Raw genomic sequence first — 16,068 nt, 5'->3', positions numbered from 1 at the left:
CTACCGTAAAATCGGCAGCCGTCAAACCCGTGACGGCCTCGCTGAAGGTGAGGGTCACCATGCTGGTTTCCTCTGAAATCAATTGGAGGTCCGATACCATGAAACTCACAACAACCGGACGCTGCGTGTCCACCGCATATTCATTAGATCCGGAAACTCCGCTTCCCGGATTGCCGGCAAGATCTGCAAATCCCGAATTGTCCAGCTGGAGAATATTGCTCGAATCCACCACGCCATTGACCGGAGTCAGCGTCGCCGTCCACGTAATCCCTCCGTCCGCAGTACTCAATCCGCTCAATGTTCCGTTAGCCACCGTGAAGTCCGCAGCAGTCAAGCCCGTGACCGCCTCGCTGAAGGTAATCGTTACCGTGGCTGTTTGACCGATTGCCAACTGAGTCTCTGATATCGTGAAGGTTATAACCGTTGGACGCCGGGTGTCCACTGCATAGTCGTTCGAATCGGTGGTGTCTGTGCCTGCATTTCCCGCTACATCCTGATATCCTGTGTTATCCAGCGTGATCACATTGTTCGCGTCCTCCACGCCGTTGTCCGGTGTCAGTGTCGCTGTCCAGGTAATTCCTCCGTCCACAGTGCTCAATCCGCTCAATGTCCCGTTGCCTACCGTAAAATCGGCAACTGTCAATCCCGTGACCGCCTCGCTGAAGGTGACCGTAACCGTAGTCGTCTCTCCAAGAATCAACTGGGTATCATTCACCGAAAGGGTGGCCGAAGGCCTAACTCCATCCACAACCAATGCTTTGTTTGCCCCCAGCGAGCCTGTGGCACCAGGATTGGGAAGGGTCAATATGGCATCCTGATCGGTCACATTACGTATAGTCCCCCCATTCAACAATAAAGAAGAAGTACTGGTGTAATCCAAGTCGGAGGTAACATTCCCCTCCTGCACGGTGTAGGTAAATACCAGGGCGGTGGAGCCTGAACCTGACAGATAACTTGCGACTGCATCAGTCAGACCGGTTTCCAAAGTTAGGGATGGGGTTCCTCCTGATGTATTCACGACTAAAGGCTGACTGAAATTAATGACAATGAAAATCTGGTCTCCGATTTTGTATAATCCATCTACACTACTTGCTGTCAACCCCGTAATTACGGGACTTGGTAGGTTCACTGTGATACTTATATCATCTGTGTCCTCCAATGCACCTCCAGAGCCAGAATTTCCTTGATCATTGGTAAAAATCCTAAAATTGGCTGGACCCGTATACCCTGAGTTAGGACGGAAAATCAAACCATCTAAGGCAAAATTTATATTGGTAAGCGAGCCTTGCATGATAATCCCAGTATCATTAATTCCAGATCCCACAGTAAAGGTTAGACCGTTGATTGTACTTAAGGTTATCCTCCCGTTCGTAGCTGTCAGTTCAACCTGAATCGCATTTGAACCAGCATCTACATCGGAAATACTGATGCCGTTTCCATTTCCTGAACTGAAAATCAAATCTGTATCCTGATCAATGGTTTGAGATCCAGGAACCGTATTTACAGGAGCATCATTTAGGGAAGTAACGACAAGGATCAGTGATGCTGTATCACTTTGAGCACTACCCGATCCTGTGTTTCCATCATCACTTATGGTGATACTCAAAACCACATTGGTAGTTGAGTTCAGGGACGTAGTAAAAGTCAGGTTATTTGCCGCAATGAAAGTATTGATATCGTTTATAGTACCAGAAAGTGTCAGCGAACTTGAAATACCTCCTACCGTCACACCTCCTCCGCTCGTGGCAGAGAGGGTACCGCTAAGTACACTAAATGTCGCTATCACTGCATTTGAACCCGCATCTACATCACTGAAAGAAATACCAGTTAATGCAAGAGGTACATCTTCAAACGCTTCTATACTTAGCGGGGCAGTAACCGCAGGAGCCTCATTGACATTGGTAATACTAACTGTGAAAACCTGGTCAAAAGTCAGATTCCCTGAATCTGTCACACGGACTCGAATGGAATAGGAGTTTTTGGTTTCGAAATCAAAAATCGCTGCAGACTGAAGCACATCACCCGAAATACTGAATGATCCATTGTCATCATCTCCAACACCTGTTACAAGGGTGTAGGTGAAGGTTTCGCCGCTTTTGGAGTCAACCGCCGTAAAGGTTCCAACAGCTGTTCCAATTGCTGAATTTTCAGCTACCGAATTATTCGACAATAGTAGGTCTGTAGGTGCTTCATTAAACTCCTCAACCGTGATGACGAATACTTTTTCAAAAATCAAATTCCCCGAATCTGTTACTCTAATCCGGATGGAATAACTGTTTTTGACACTAAAATCAAAAACCTGAGAAGTTCTTAACTGATTTCCTGAAATACTAAAGGAGGCATTGTCATCAGCTCCTGTCCCTGGGGCTAAAGTAAAAGTAAACGAATCTCCAGTATCCGGATCTGTGGCTGAAAACATCCCGACAGTAGTACCAACAGGTTCATTTTCCGACACGGTTGAATTATCCAGCAGAATATCTGTTGGGGCATCATTAACTGGGGTAATATCGATAGGAATAGTGCCTATTGAGATATCGGTTCCTCCACCTGATCCTGTATTTCCATTGTCATTAATGAAAACAGAAACCGAAGCAGCCCCAGTACCGCTAAGATTAGAATTTGTTATAAAATAAATATTGGAAGACTGGCCAATGTAATTATTGAGGTCGGCTAAAGTACCTGAGAAGGTAACCGTACTCGTTCTATTACCCACAAAACTTATCCCAGCAGCCACGTCAAAAATACCACCTATAGCTTCTAACCTTAGCGTCAAGAGACCACTTCCTGCATCGATATCATTGATTACCATCGAACTTAGATCAAAATCATCAGCTGCTGGATCTGTTAAAGGATCTGCATCTTCTTGTAGGGTAATCAAAGTTGGCATGCCGGTAACAAAAGGATCATCATTTACCCCTAAAATATTAAAAGTAACTGTTGCCGTATTTGAATTTACCGTACCGTCATTTGAAAAGAAAGAAATTGAACCTGCATTTGTACCAAATAAATTAGGGGTTGGTGTAAAAGTAGCAGCATCCAAAGCCGTATTGATTGCAGCTAAAGTACCCGAAGCTGTGAAGCTGGATGTTCCGTTTCCTCCACCTCCAAAAGTAATTCCGGCAGTACCTAGCGTAACCGTACCTCCGGTTACTGTAAAAGTTACAGTCTGGTTATCTCCATCTACATCACTCACTTGTATATTGTCTGCAAGAGGCACAGCCACGGCATCTTCCTGAACTGTAGGAGCTGAGGGAGCCGTAGCGACAGGACCTATACTATACGTGAAATTATCTATAGCAACATAAATGTCTGATGCCTCTATTCGAATTTCATCTACATCATAAAAATCCGGATCATTCTCGAAAGATTGTACCCCGTTGAAATTAATCGGTTTTGCTAATCCGGTAGGAGCTCCATCCTTATATCCCCTTATGGTACCACTTGTGCTAGAACCGAGACCTCTTTCTTGGATAAAAATACTTATAAATTGAAATTCTGAACCACCATCTCTGGTAATTGTCCACTTAGTCAGACCACCAGGGGCAGTATTTCCATCAATAAGAGCAAAAGAACCTCCAACTCCTACACCATTTAAAAATCCAATGTTAAATTCAGGATTGGCAATGGTAGCAGCAAAGGTAAATCCTTCATAGGAAATGGACTTTATTGCTCCAATGGCTGGCGGATTTTCAAAATCAATAACCGTCTGAGCAAATCCCTGCTGAAGGAAACTTGACACTAAAAATGTCAGTAAAAGGATCGGTAGAAGTAGAAGTTTTTTCATCGAAATGAGGGTAAAGAAATTCTCATAAGTCTCGTTAGCCCCTTTAAACGATGTTCTCAACCGATCCAGGGGACTTTTTATGATGGTCTTTTAGGATACAATCCTTCCAGACGGATATTGTAATTCATGCCCAGAAAGGGCTAAATAGTTGAATGTGGCATAATACCTCCCGCAGGAGTTACGGTTGCCGTATTCAAGGTGCTGGCACCAGCGGGCTCGGTACAAACTGAATTTGTGGATAAAATTGGACTTGTCCGATCCTCATGAACTTGTCCTGAAGCGAGGAAATTATTTGTACCCATGTTCACATTTCCTGGTGAAGCATTCACCAAGATTGAATGATCGTGAAAAGGTATTTCGGCTGCAGAAAGGGTTATGTTTTCTTGCCCTCCAGCCTTTCCACTGACATAAGTATTGCCGATTGTGCCATGGCCTGTACTAATAGGAAGCCGTTTTGAAAGATTGGTCAAAGCAAATTTAGTGACCTCATCAAATCCATAGGCAATTCCTATGATGCTTAGTAATGCTGTATTTTCGGAAATGGACAACAGCTGCACATTACAAAAAGGCCATCCTTTAGGTGCAAAATTGCCCGCAACCAGTTTTACAACTACAATGGACTCATCCATAAGAAGAAAATTTAAAAATGAAAACATAGTTTGTACAACTATTAATCAAATAAGCAAGCGTTGTAGATTTAAATGAAACTGACTTAAAACGGATCCCAAATACAAAATCCAAATGCTTTCTTTGCCCTAAGCAGAGGAACTTTTTAAGGATAACTTTCAAAAAATTAAAGCGGAGTACTTGGAAATAAGAAATCGTTCGTAAGTCTAAAATCAAATCAGACGAAAAGAAATACAAAAAAGCTTTCAGAGAATTTTTCTGAAACGGAGAGAGAAAAACTAAGCTTTCTCCATGGATGCTTGTTTTAACATCAAAAATCAAGTTCATAAAAGCATTTAAATTTAGAACTATTTACCAGAATAACAAGCAGATGGAATTTCAGGATAAAAGCCCTGACTGATTGCCCTTCTTTTTGAAATTTACCATGCTTACTTCAATACTTAAAAAGCTCTTTTTTCAATTAACAACTAAATTACTTTGCACTTATTTAATTTGGTTCCAAAAACCAGATAAAAACAGCTATAATTTTCCTTTTCTGCGGGAGATAGTAGAGGAATTACCAATGTGAGCAAAGCTTCTTTCATCCAAAAGCTTTATTATCAGACTAGTGCGAATCTTATTATACCTCTGGAAATGACTAAAAGAGCCCATATTAGATTGTGGCAAGTTCTCTGTCGATACGGGATGCCTTCATTCTTGAAATGATGAAATTTTTTGCCTGTTAAACTACCTCTGAGAATCTTCAGTACTTACGCTTATGGTTTCTGATGCAGCATGCAGAATAAATCCCATGGCCCAATATTCCCGCCAAGCAAACCAAATCTTCTGAATTTGAGTTGAATTGTTGATTTAGTTGATTTGATCCTTAACGGATCAATCCCAATTTGTATACTTACACTTTTAACCCATTTCTTGAAATGAACCGTACGATCATCAATCCACTCTACAAAGACCAGGTTACTTTTACCCAAACCAGCGAAGAAACCGGTGGTAAAATCACCGAATTGGATCTCATCTTGAGTCCAAAAGGAGGAAATCCCATGCATCATCATACCTCGTTTGAGGAGACGTTTACTGCGGTGAAGGGGGACTTGGGTTTAAAGCTCAAAGACAAAACGCTTATCCTAAAACCCGGGGAAAGCTATACGGTCAAAAAAATGGAAGGACACGGGTTTTTCAATCCCAGTGACAACCAGGAAATTCGGTTTACTATCCAAATCAAACCCGGCCACACAGGTTTTGAAAACTCCCTCCGCATCATGTACGGTTTGGCCCAAGATGGACTTACCGCGAAAAACGGAATCCCAAAAGATCTTGGCGTCGCTTTTTGGCTAGGTGAAATCAACGATTCCAAGGTTCATGGATTGCTGTTTAAACTCCTCCAGCCTCTTGGAACCTTGTTGGCAAAAGGAATAAAAAAGAAAGGGATAGATCGGGAGCTATTGAAAAAATACTGTCAATAGGGGGAAATAACATGTAAAAGCTGGGAACAAGGAGAATATTTGAACTTCAAAGGTGGATGTTCAGCCTCCAATTTGCCTTTTCCAAAGATGAAAACCTTGGAAAAGGTCAAAGTATACTTTTCAAAAAGTTTCTTGCTCTATCCAAATCTTCCTTAGTATCAATGGCTATGGCTTGATGGGTTGTTTCCACCATTTTGATGCTTACACCACGCTCGATTAAGCGCAACTGTTCGAGCATTTCGATCTGCTCCAGATTTCCCTTGGGCCAAGAGGTAAATTCCTGGAGAAGCTCTCTGGTGTAGGCATACACCCCGATATGTTTCCAATAAAAAATATCCTCTCTTCGCTCCCGGTTGAAGGGAATAGGTGAGCGTGAGAAATAGATCGCGTTACTTTTTTCATCGATTACCACCTTCACGGCATTGGGGTTGTAGGCTTCATCTTCAGAAATCCGGCACATCAAACTCGCCATCTTCACTTTTGGACGGTCAAAGGCCGCAACCAAATCCATTAGAGATTTGCCGTCCTGAAAAGGTTCATCACCCTGGACATTCACAATCAAATCCGCATCGACCACTTCCAATGCCTCTGCGATACGGTCAGAACCACTTTCATGGGGACGCTGACTGAAATATACCTTTCCGCCCAAATCCAAAATTTGTTCTCTGATCTTTTCATGGTCAGTGACCACCCATACCTCATCAAAAACTCCCGTTGCCAAAGTGCTGACATAGGTTCTTTGGATCACCGAAATACCCCCAAGATCTTGAACCAATTTGGCAGGAAGACGGGTAGAGGCGTATCGGGCAGGAATAAGAGCAGCAGTTTTCAAAGTATTTAGGCGATGGTAACAGAGTTCAAACTAACCAAAAATTAACTCAAGAAAAAAAAGAATTATTTGAGGTTTTCCACTCTTGAACTACAAAACACAGAATACTTTAAGTCACTTCCTACCCCTCAAATCGTTAAATGCCTCTTTCAAAGAATCCTCACATAGTTCCTCTTTTGAGAAAAAGTAGTCTTTTATTCCAAAGAATCCAGGAGTTACCTCAGCCTAAAGGCCTTTTTCATGAATTTCACAGGATCAAACTTATCAGACTTTTTGATTTTCTTTTTCTTGGTCTCGAGATCTTCCCCATAATAATTATACATGTACTTGTTATTTTGGGAATACAGGTAGGTATTTCCATAACCGTAGTTATAGCCCTCGTAATGGTAGCCGGAATTGATGATACCATTAAACACTCCGTAGACACTCTTCACTTGTTTATTGTTGAACAAATCATTGATCATAACCAGGTGATCTTTTACGGTATAATTTTGTCTGACCACATAGAGATTTATATCAAAAAGGCGCATCAAGTCAATGGTTTCAGATACCAGGCCCATAGGAGGTGTGTCGAATACCACTATATCAAATCGATCTTCCAAGTATTTTAAAAATTCAAGCAGTCTTGGCGTCTGCAGCAATTCGGCCGGATTGGGAGGAATCACTCCTGAGGGAACGAAAAATAGGTTTTCATGCTGGGACGGAATGATAATTTCCTCTGCTGATACTTTTCCAATCAGGTACGTAGAAAGTCCTACTTTATCGGAATGATTGAAATAGGTAGCAAGTTTTGGTCTTCTTAAGTCAGCACCTACTACGACCGTCTTTTTCGAACCCAAGGCCATCGCTGATGCCAAATTAAGGGAAGTAAAGGTTTTTCCTTCTCCGGAAACCGAAGAGGTAACTAGGATTTTTTTAGTGTTTTTGCCAGAGGCCAAATAGGTAATTGCTGACCTCAAGGAGCGGAAAGACTCTGCTACTGCCGTTTTGGGATGTTCCAAAACCACCATATTGGTTTCCTTGGTGCTGTATCCGATTACCCCCAACTGCGGAATCATAAAGTGCTTCTTTAGATCCCGCTGATCTTTGATGGTATCGTCAAAAATATCCCTTAAAACAATAAACCCAAAAGGAAGCAAAAAGCCTAAGGCAATTGCCAAACCATAATTCTGTGTCTTTTTGGGAAAAACCAAGGTACCTCTTTTGGCAAGGTCCAAAATCGCATTGTCGGACACGTTGGCAGCTCGTGCAATTCCGGCTTCCACCCTCTTTTCCAGAAGATAAGTAAAGATGTTTTCGCGAAGTTGGAACTCCCGAAAAATGTCTGAGTATTGGGATTCAGACTCTGGAAGTCTGGAAAACTCAGAGTCGTAAGAGCGGATTTCTCTTTGAATTCCTGCTTGCTGTTTCTTGGTGTTCTCAATAAGATTGACCACGTTTTCAAACAGGGCATCCTGAACTTTTTCCATCTGCACATCAATTTTGACGACTTCAGGATGATTTTCGTTGACCGTGGCCAAGAGCTTTCTTCGGTCTTGGGAAAGGGTAACCAAATTTTGAATCAGGCCATTGAGCAGTGGATCTGGCACTCCGATAACAGAAGGGGCAATTACATCAGAAAAATCTTTACTCTTCCGTTCCATGTAGTCTTTGATCTCTTCAAAGTATTTCAGCTGGTACTCCAACTCTGCATCCTTCTCATCCAGCGTATTCATTTTTGCAAGGATATTGGAGAATTCTGCGGAGACATCCAGTAGCTTATTTTCTACTTTGAAGCTTAGAAGCTCTCGTTGCTTGGTCTTCATCGAATCTTCCAAAAAGCCTAATTGCTCCTCAATAAAGGCGATGGAATTTTCTTGGATTTTATTCTTCTCGTTCAGGTCATAATCGATGTAGGACTGCATCAAGGCGTTGATATAATCCCTTCCTTTTTCGGGCACTTTGGTGACGGTGCTGATCCGAAGTACAGAAGAATAATCGTTTGCCAATCCAACCTGAACTGAACCAGCCAGCCGGTCTTCCAGAACAGTAGGATTGACTAATCTGAAAATAACCATATCCCCTACTCTGCCGGGATTTGTGAGGTGAACGGTGAATTTGGATCTTGGAGTTTCCACAGCCTGCCCAAAAGAATACGTCTTATTGAGAATAGACTCATCTCCAGCGGCCTGCACTGTATTGAAATCCATCAATCCGCCTTGTACCGGTGCCAATCTAAAATTGGTTTCTGACAGAATTTCAAGCTCAACAGGAATTTCGGTCACTTGCAAATGGCTCCAATCTACCTCAATTCTGATGGGAGACCTGTCATAGAGTTCGATATCCTTGATATTGGTTTTGGCAAAATACTCCACGTCAAAATGAAGTTTTTTCAAAGCCTCTCTCGCTAGATTTTTTGACCTAAGGCGAAGGATGTCATTTTCAAGGTTGATCCCATTATTGAAAATATTGGATCGGTCAAGGATTCTGGATTCAGGAGTGGAGCTGTTTTTAATCACCAAAGAACCAGTGACTTCAAATTCGTCGACAGTATATCTATGAAAAGTATAGGTAGCAAAAACGAAAATGAAAATAAACAGAATATACCAAGGCCAATACCGGATGTATTTGGCAACTACATACCGGATCTCCAGTGCTTTCTCCTCATTATCTAACTGACTGAGATCGAGTTTTTCCATGACTTAAATTTCCCCGGTAACCAAATTTATTATTAAAAGTACAGATGCCAATATTCCGGCAAAAAGAGCTAGGGAAGAAGTCAGGTTATCTGCTGTCCCGATTTGCCGGATCTTCATAGGTTCGATATACAAGATATCATTAGGCTGAATAAAATAAAAGGGGCTAGCCAACAGTGCCCTGTCATTCAGATTGATCTGATGAATTTTTGTTCCTTCTCCATATTGGCGAATAAGAAACATTTTATTCTTTTTACCCAGCAACGAAGTCTCTCCTGAATTGGCTAAAGCATCGAAGATCGTTGCTCTGTTTTTGTAAATAATCTGAACCCCCACCCGATTGAATTCCCCTAAGGTAGTATATCGAATACCCGCAATTCTTAGCCTCACATAGACATCGTCTTTGAAATAGGCATTGATTTTTTCCTGAACCAAGTCTTTTGCCTGTTCTTCGTTTAATCCTCCAATCTTTACTTTGCCTATTCGGGGAATTTCAACCATGCCCATCTCATCAATGGAATACCCATTCATGTATAAGGGATCACTTCCCTGACCTCCTCCGCCAGCCATCATACCTTGTTGAGAGGGTCTCTGAAAGGTAAACCCTTCCACCAACTCTGGATCTGAACTGGCAAAATCAATCTGAACGATATCAAAAGGCTGGAGAATGTACTTGTATTCTACTTCTGCAAAAGGGATAAACTCTTCTAAACCAATAGCAGTACTGTCGGAAAGATTTTGCAAATAGGTAATCCTCTTGTTGCTAATACAGGAAGCTGCCAAAAACAGAATTGGGAGGTAAAAAAGAAGTCTCTTCATTGATATCTTAACATCACAACTGGTCAAATATATACAAATTTCCCTTCCAGCCTCCGATTTGCCAAACCCATGAAATTAAAAGAACAATTCCTATGCTAAACTGAATGAAGTTCCACTTTTTTGTTGTTCAGAAAGCTATCTTCATCCAATGATTATCCGCCTAGGTACAGAAAATGATATTCCAGAAATAGCCCAACTCCTGAAACAGTCTCTTGGCGAACAGCTACTACCCAAGTCCGAAGCGCTGTGGATCTGGAAGCATGTGCTCAATCCGTTTGGAAAATCCCCAGTGCTGCTAGCTGTAACGGAGGACAAACTCATCGGAGTCAGGGCGTTTATGAATTGGGAATACCGATGGGAAGGAAAAATCATCCGTGCTAATAGAGCAGTAGACACAGCTGTTCATCCTGATTTCCAAGGAAAAGGGATATTCAGTCAATTGACAAGGAAATTATTGGATAAATCCAGAATCGAGGGAGTGGATCTTCTGTTCAATACCCCAAACCAATCCAGTACACCCGGTTATCTGAAGATGGGTTGGGAAAAATGGGATAGGCTCCCCATCAAAGTAAAACCCACTTTCTATTTTGGAAGTGAAGAAAAGCTCTCTCCACCTTCAGATTGGGAAAAGGCCGAATTGATCGTCCGACAAATTGAACGTAATGAGCCTGAATCAAGTCGATTGCATACGCATCTGGTACCGGGATACCTTACTTGGAGATACCGGGAATGCCCTGTGGTGAACTATAAAATCCTGACAGATTACCATAGCTATTTTTTGGTCTATCGAACAAAAGACACCCGATGGGGTAAGGAACTTCGAATCTGCGACCTGTTCACATTAGGAAATATCGACCAAAAATTGCTCAACGACCACCTCCGAAGAGTGGAACGGGTTGAAAAATCAAGGTTTACCACGCTTTCTGGCCTCGCATTTTCCCAAAATGATCATTTGTTGAAAGGATTTCTTCCTGCTTTAAAAATCGGCCCATGGATCACATTGAAGCAGATTAATCCTGAAATCAATCCTTTGGATCTTCCTTGGGCTTGGAGTTTGGGGGATTTGGAAGTGTTTTAAGTCTTGGAGGATCAGAAGGTCTGTTTTCCAAGGTCTCAGTACTGTAAAGTGATCAGGTTTTCTGCGCTGTGCGACTGCTTGTCCGGAAGGCAGGCAGTCAAAAAATCAGGTAGTCCGGCTTGCCTCCTGGGATAGGTTGTCGGGTTATCATGTTGAATTTGCTGATGAACTTAAAAACCGGATTTCGAACTATTTCGACTTGCTCGATAAACTGACTCAATAGCCAAATTTCAAAAGGCTCAATTTCCAAAATCGGTCAACGGATATGAGGTCAACAAAGAGACAGGATAATCAAAATCAAAAAAACCAATGAGCCAGAAGCCCATTGGTTTTCACCTTTTAGAAACCAGTAATTGATTTCTTATTACCCAATCAAATTATCTCAAGGCCTAAATGACCACAATTCTGTTTTTCGCTTGAAATACAGCGTTCCATCCTCACCCATGACCAACAAAGCCGCTTCTTTGGCTAGTTCGGTGAATTCGAGCGATTTCGGGTCGAGTTTGAACAGCTTTTCCCAATCCGTACCATAGATATTCCCGTCAGGATGGAGCACCATAAAGGCACTTCTCCAGATATGGCTTTTGAATGGAGGATAGTCAAAAAGCTTGGTCACAGATTTTACTTGCCTGCTTTTTGGATCAAAGATGAACAGCTGACCGTCACCCATACCCCAAATGCTACCATCCGGCATGTTGAGAAAACCAGTCAAGGCAGTAGCACCAGGCACTGGAATCAGATCAAATAGCTTTTCCCCAGTCTCCGGATTCCAGCCCACTAAGTGCGCTTCTTTCGTCTCTGGCGCGACGCCCAATCCTCCTGAAATAGTTGTTCCGACCAAGACATATTCCCCGGTATAAGCGATGCCTGCTATTGCCTGCTTCTCCACGGGACTTGGGAAATAATCCAGTTTTTCGGTTAGCTCATCAAACTTAACCAAAGCGCCGCCTAGCTTTCCATATTCCGGAATCATACCAAACACCACTTGATTTTTGTCCTTCAGCACCGCATGGGCAAAGGCACGGCTCTGATTTTCAAATTGCCCTAGAAACTTGGGATTGCCTTCCTTGGGTGCCCAAGCGGATTTGGTGTCGTGGACATAGAATTTCCCCTTGGGATAGATACCAAAATAAATCTTGTCACCCAAGACCGACATTCCCTCCGTCTGATCCAAACCCGGGAGGAAGGTGGATTTTCCCGTTTTTGGATCGTAGGCTGCATTTCCACCGGCCAGGTAGCCGCCTGACCAGATTTTCCCATCAGGACCGGTGACCAAAGAATGGATGGGAATCGGTTGTCCGGGAATTTGAAGCTTGTTTTTGCTTAGCGAGTTATCCTTGGGATTGAAGGAAAACAGATTAGCTCCTGAGGTGAGGAAGTAGACTTTACCATCCTCCGCATAGTGGAATGCCAGAGCAGTGCCGATTTCTTCGCCCAACACTTCTGCCGTTTGGTAGTTTTTTGCAGGATCAAATCGCTTCAATTGGGATTTGGAAGTCAGGTAAACTGCCTTTCCATTGGGATCTCCGGTGATGGCCCGCATGTCCATCCCCTCTATTTCCTGTTCAAATTCACGGGTTTTCAGGTTGTACACCAAGGTGATACTTCCATTGGTAATCAGCGCAAAAAGCCGGTCATTCCCATCCACACCGGGGACGATTTCCAATCCATAGACAAACTCATAGTTTTTGAATTTTTCAGGCAATAATTCCTTCTTTTCACCCGTCTTTGGATTGAGCTCGATCAGGTGAGCTTTGGATCCCACACCTGCATAGAGCATTCCTGTTTTGGGATAGTAGGCCAAGCTTCTGACGTAATTTTCTTTTTCGACCAAAGGCCCCTTTCCCACATCGGAAAAACCGTCTTTGGGATGATAGCGAAACACCCGGCAACCCGGATAGGTAGCTCCAAAAACTTCCCCATCTACTCCGGCAGTGAGGTTCCAAAGGTAATTTTCACCTTCCAATACCACTCCCAAATCCTTGACTTCCTGAGTTCCGGGCGTATGGGCAAACAAGCTTCCATTGGCCCCGGGAGCGTAAATGGTACCATCGCTGGACTGAGCCAAATCCCAAGCCCCGTCAGCTTTTGGTAATGCCTGATCGATAAGTAATTCCCGCGTTTCCACATCGTATCCGAGCAAATGCGCCGGTTCCCCTCGCACTACGGTATATACCAATGCACGCCCATTTGGTCCCTTGGCAAAGACACTTCCCTGAATCATGGACGCAAAAAGCTGGGAACCATGGTTAGTAAAGCGAGTGGTATCGACTTGCGCTTTGGTAGGTAGGGAAAAAGTGAAAAGCAGCAAAGCCATCACTGTACCTTGGATTAATTTCTTCATGCGTCTTGGGAGGATTGGGTTAAAAATTGCTTTACAAAAGCATCATCGTGCAGCTCTGGATAATCGCGATAAACTCGATCGATTTCCTCGGACTGTCCCGGAGACATGAGTTCCTGTGGATTGAGACACCAAGTCCCTTTCAGCAATCCTTGTCGGCGAAGGAATTCATGCATTCCCGGAATGCAGCCATGAAAGTGATTCGCAGGATCAAACATGACCGCATTGACATCCGTCACGGCAATCCCCTTAGTCAAGAGTCTGGCCCAGTCTTCCCCGGTTCCTTTGGATTTACAGGCTTTGATTTCTTCCAAAAGTGCGACCGCTTTTTGAGTCCACACCGCCCAATGACCTAACAATCCTCCGACAAATTCTTTTTCATACACTTTGCCTCCCACTTCAAATCGATAGGTGGTCAGCAAGTCCGCCACAATGTTGTCATCATTTCCGGTGTACATGGCGATCTGATCCCGACGGCTGCTTTGTGCCACGGCACGCATCACATCGAGGGTTTGGTAGCGGTTGAAGGAGGCGCATTTGATGGCCTCCACGTTTTCGATTTCGGCAAACTGCTCCCAAAATCCATAGCTGAAAATACGGCCTCCCACAGAGGGCTGTAGGTAAAACCCGAATACCGGAATGACAGCTGCCACCGCTCTAACCCGATCCAAAATCTGGGCTTCGGTCCAGCCTTGCAGTCCTCCCATGCTGAGCAGTCCCATGTCGTAGCCTAGTCGGAGCGCTGTTTCCGCTTCTGTGATCGCTTGATGTGTAGGTCCGCAGATTCCGGCCACTTTGATAAAGGGCCGCTTCAATTCCGCTTTTTCAACTTCTTCTGCCGCAAGGGCGAGTACTTTTTCGAAGAGATTGTGCTGGGGTTCCCGGATCTCAAACTGGGTGGAATGCACCCCCACCGCTACTCCTCCTGCACCGGAGGCGATGTAGTAGCGGGTGAGTTGGCGTTGCATGGCCTCGTCCAACTGACGGTTGGCATCGAGTGCCAAGGGATGGGCAGGAATGACCGTGCCCTGATGAAGGTGTAGTTTTAAGGTATGATCTAGCATAGTAATTAGAATTTTCCTCCTCTCTCTTGAAAATGGGTGGCTTTGCCAAACTCCTCACCCCCCTGTAGCATCCAGGTGGCGGTGATGTCGATGATCTCGCGGATGGTGACGCGTGGATAGCCAAAAATTCGATGGCATTCCGAAGCGTTATTGAGTAAAGCTGTGCCAGTAGGTTCGTTGACAAAGACAGGCTCCTTGCCAAACTTCAGCCCAAACTGATGGGCTAGCCATCGGGTGGAAAGGATCTCCGGTCCGGTGACATTGAGGATTTTGGCGGGAGTCTCGCAGTGCAAAAGGGAGCGAATGGCGATTTCATTGGCGTCTCCCTGCCAGATGACATTGACGTTTTCAGTTCGCAGGTCTATGGCTTTGCCATCTCTGACCGATTTGGCGATTTCCATGACTACACCGTACCGGAAATCCACCGCATAGTTGAGTCGGTAGATCAGCATGGGAGTTTGGTTTTTTTTGGAGAAATACTCAAAAATCCGCTCACGGCCCAGGCAGGATTGGGCGTATTCTCCAAGAGGATCGGGAGCCGTTTCTTCAGACGCTCCTCCCGAGGTCACGGGCACAAAAGGCAGCACATTTCCTGAGGAAAAAGCGACGATGTTGGAGTTTTTGTACTTCTCTGCTACCCGCCCTGGAAGGTAGGCGTTCATGGCCCAAGTAAACGATTCATTTCCGGTGGTGCCAAATTTATTCCCTGCCAGATAAATCACATTGGGGGCATCGGGAAGGGCTTGGAGTTCGGCATCATTGAGCAAGTCACAGGAGATAGTTTCTACGCCATTGGCTTCAAGTTGGGCTTTGGCTTTGGGGTCGGAAAACCGGGAAATGCCGATGATGCGTTTATTGACACCGGCAGCTTGGGCTGCCTGAACGGCAAGTTTCCCCATGCTGGGACCCATTTTTCCACCAATGCCAAGCAGGATGATGTCACCTTGGATTTTGGCCATGTCCTCAATCAGGGCAGTAGAGGGTGCAAGAAGATCGTTTTCGAGTTGGGTTAGGGATTTCATTGTTAGGAGGTTTGGGGGTTGGGGAGTTTGGGGGTTAGGGAGTTTGGGGGTGGTTATTGAGATATTGGTTGTCTTGTTGTCGAGCTGTCCAGTTGTCGGGTTGTCAGGGTTGTCGAGTTGTCCGGGTTGTCCAGTTGTCGGGTTGTCCAGTTGTCGGGTTGTCCAGTTGTCGGGTTGTCGAGTTGTCCGGGTTGTCGAGTTGTCGGGTTGTCCAGTTGTCGGGTTGTCGAGTTGTCCAGTTGTCAGGGTTGTCCAGTTGTCCAGTTGTCCGGGTTTTCTAATTTCTCGGTCTAAGATCTTGAGTCTCGCATCTTGTGTCTATGATCTAGTATCTTGTGTCTTATGTCTTGCATATTGTCTCTAGCT

The 16,068-nt window shown here is 44.2% G+C and carries 10 protein-coding genes; 2 read left to right on the top strand and 8 right to left on the bottom strand.

All coding sequences use genetic code 11. From position 1 onward, the window contains the following. Nucleotides 1-3,784: Ig-like domain-containing protein (locus tag DDT91_RS20100; RefSeq protein WP_255502207.1), on the bottom strand; the 3,784-nt coding region annotated here is incomplete at its 3' end. A gap of 140 nt (nt 3,785-3,924) precedes the next feature. Beyond that, nucleotides 3,925-4,440, bottom strand: a complete 516-nt coding sequence (locus tag DDT91_RS20095; protein WP_187177993.1) for a phage tail protein — start codon at nt 4,438-4,440, stop codon at nt 3,925-3,927. Between the two features lie 888 nt (nt 4,441-5,328). Between DDT91_RS20095 and DDT91_RS20090 the strand changes: the two genes are divergently transcribed. Further along, nucleotides 5,329-5,874, top strand: a complete 546-nt coding sequence (locus tag DDT91_RS20090) for a cupin domain-containing protein (RefSeq protein WP_187177992.1) — start codon at nt 5,329-5,331, stop codon at nt 5,872-5,874. Between the two features lie 106 nt (nt 5,875-5,980). On the opposite strand, the gene kdsB is transcribed toward DDT91_RS20090, so the two are convergent. The 3 genes from kdsB to DDT91_RS20075 all read right to left on the bottom strand — a co-directional run bounded on the left by kdsB (nt 5,981) and on the right by DDT91_RS20075 (nt 10,197). Beyond that, on the bottom strand, nt 5,981-6,706 hold the full coding sequence (gene kdsB, locus DDT91_RS20085) for a 3-deoxy-manno-octulosonate cytidylyltransferase (RefSeq protein ID WP_187177991.1): 726 nt from the start codon (nt 6,704-6,706) through the stop codon (nt 5,981-5,983). A gap of 212 nt (nt 6,707-6,918) precedes the next feature. Next, nucleotides 6,919-9,381, bottom strand: coding sequence for a polysaccharide biosynthesis tyrosine autokinase (locus tag DDT91_RS20080; RefSeq protein WP_187177990.1), 2,463 nt, complete (start codon nt 9,379-9,381; stop codon nt 6,919-6,921). Between the two features lie 3 nt (nt 9,382-9,384). Next, entirely contained in the window at nt 9,385-10,197 is an 813-nt protein-coding gene (locus DDT91_RS20075) for a polysaccharide biosynthesis/export family protein (RefSeq protein ID WP_187177989.1), read from the bottom strand. A gap of 148 nt (nt 10,198-10,345) precedes the next feature. Between DDT91_RS20075 and DDT91_RS20070 the strand changes: the two genes are divergently transcribed. Next, entirely contained in the window at nt 10,346-11,275 is a 930-nt protein-coding gene (locus DDT91_RS20070; RefSeq protein ID WP_187177988.1) for a GNAT family N-acetyltransferase, read from the top strand. Between the two features lie 382 nt (nt 11,276-11,657). On the opposite strand, the gene DDT91_RS20065 is transcribed toward DDT91_RS20070, so the two are convergent. Genes DDT91_RS20065 through DDT91_RS20055 form a run of 3 tightly spaced genes read right to left on the bottom strand, consistent with a single transcriptional unit; the run spans nt 11,658 to nt 15,702 of the window. After that, a complete protein-coding gene (locus DDT91_RS20065; protein WP_255502206.1) occupies nt 11,658-13,619 on the bottom strand; it encodes a DUF5074 domain-containing protein in 1,962 nt (653 codons plus the stop codon). Further along, the gene (locus tag DDT91_RS20060; protein ID WP_187177987.1) at nt 13,616-14,680 is read right to left on the bottom strand and encodes a dihydrodipicolinate synthase family protein; all 1,065 of its coding nucleotides are present in this window, start codon (nt 14,678-14,680) and stop codon (nt 13,616-13,618) included. Before DDT91_RS20060 ends, DDT91_RS20065 begins: the two co-directional genes overlap by 4 nt. Before the next feature lie 5 nt (nt 14,681-14,685). Continuing rightward, nucleotides 14,686-15,702: an NAD(P)-dependent oxidoreductase gene (locus DDT91_RS20055; protein ID WP_187177986.1), complete on the bottom strand. Its 1,017-nt coding sequence runs from the start codon at nt 15,700-15,702 to the stop codon at nt 14,686-14,688. Between the last annotated feature and the right edge of the window lie 366 nt (nt 15,703-16,068).

The organism is Algoriphagus sp. AK58 (genome assembly GCF_014324365.1).
GTDB lineage: Bacteria > Bacteroidota > Bacteroidia > Cytophagales > Cyclobacteriaceae > Algoriphagus.
Note: the sequence above shows the minus strand (reverse complement) of the source record. Positions and strands in the feature narration are given on the sequence as shown.

What these genes read in the sequence shown, in the direction of transcription:
- DDT91_RS20095 (WP_187177993.1), bottom strand. Translation starts at nt 4,440, where the DNA reads ATGTTTTCATTTTTAAATTTTCTTCTTATGGATGAGTCCATTGTAGTT.
- DDT91_RS20090 (WP_187177992.1), top strand. Translation starts at nt 5,329, where the DNA reads ATGAACCGTACGATCATCAATCCACTCTACAAAGACCAGGTTACTTTT.
- DDT91_RS20080 (WP_187177990.1), bottom strand. Translation starts at nt 9,381, where the DNA reads ATGGAAAAACTCGATCTCAGTCAGTTAGATAATGAGGAGAAAGCACTG.
- DDT91_RS20075 (WP_187177989.1), bottom strand. Translation starts at nt 10,197, where the DNA reads ATGAAGAGACTTCTTTTTTACCTCCCAATTCTGTTTTTGGCAGCTTCC.
- DDT91_RS20070 (WP_187177988.1), top strand. Translation starts at nt 10,346, where the DNA reads ATGATTATCCGCCTAGGTACAGAAAATGATATTCCAGAAATAGCCCAA.
- DDT91_RS20065 (WP_255502206.1), bottom strand. Translation starts at nt 13,619, where the DNA reads ATGAAGAAATTAATCCAAGGTACAGTGATGGCTTTGCTGCTTTTCACT.
- DDT91_RS20060 (WP_187177987.1), bottom strand. Translation starts at nt 14,680, where the DNA reads ATGCTAGATCATACCTTAAAACTACACCTTCATCAGGGCACGGTCATT.
- DDT91_RS20055 (WP_187177986.1), bottom strand. Translation starts at nt 15,702, where the DNA reads ATGAAATCCCTAACCCAACTCGAAAACGATCTTCTTGCACCCTCTACT.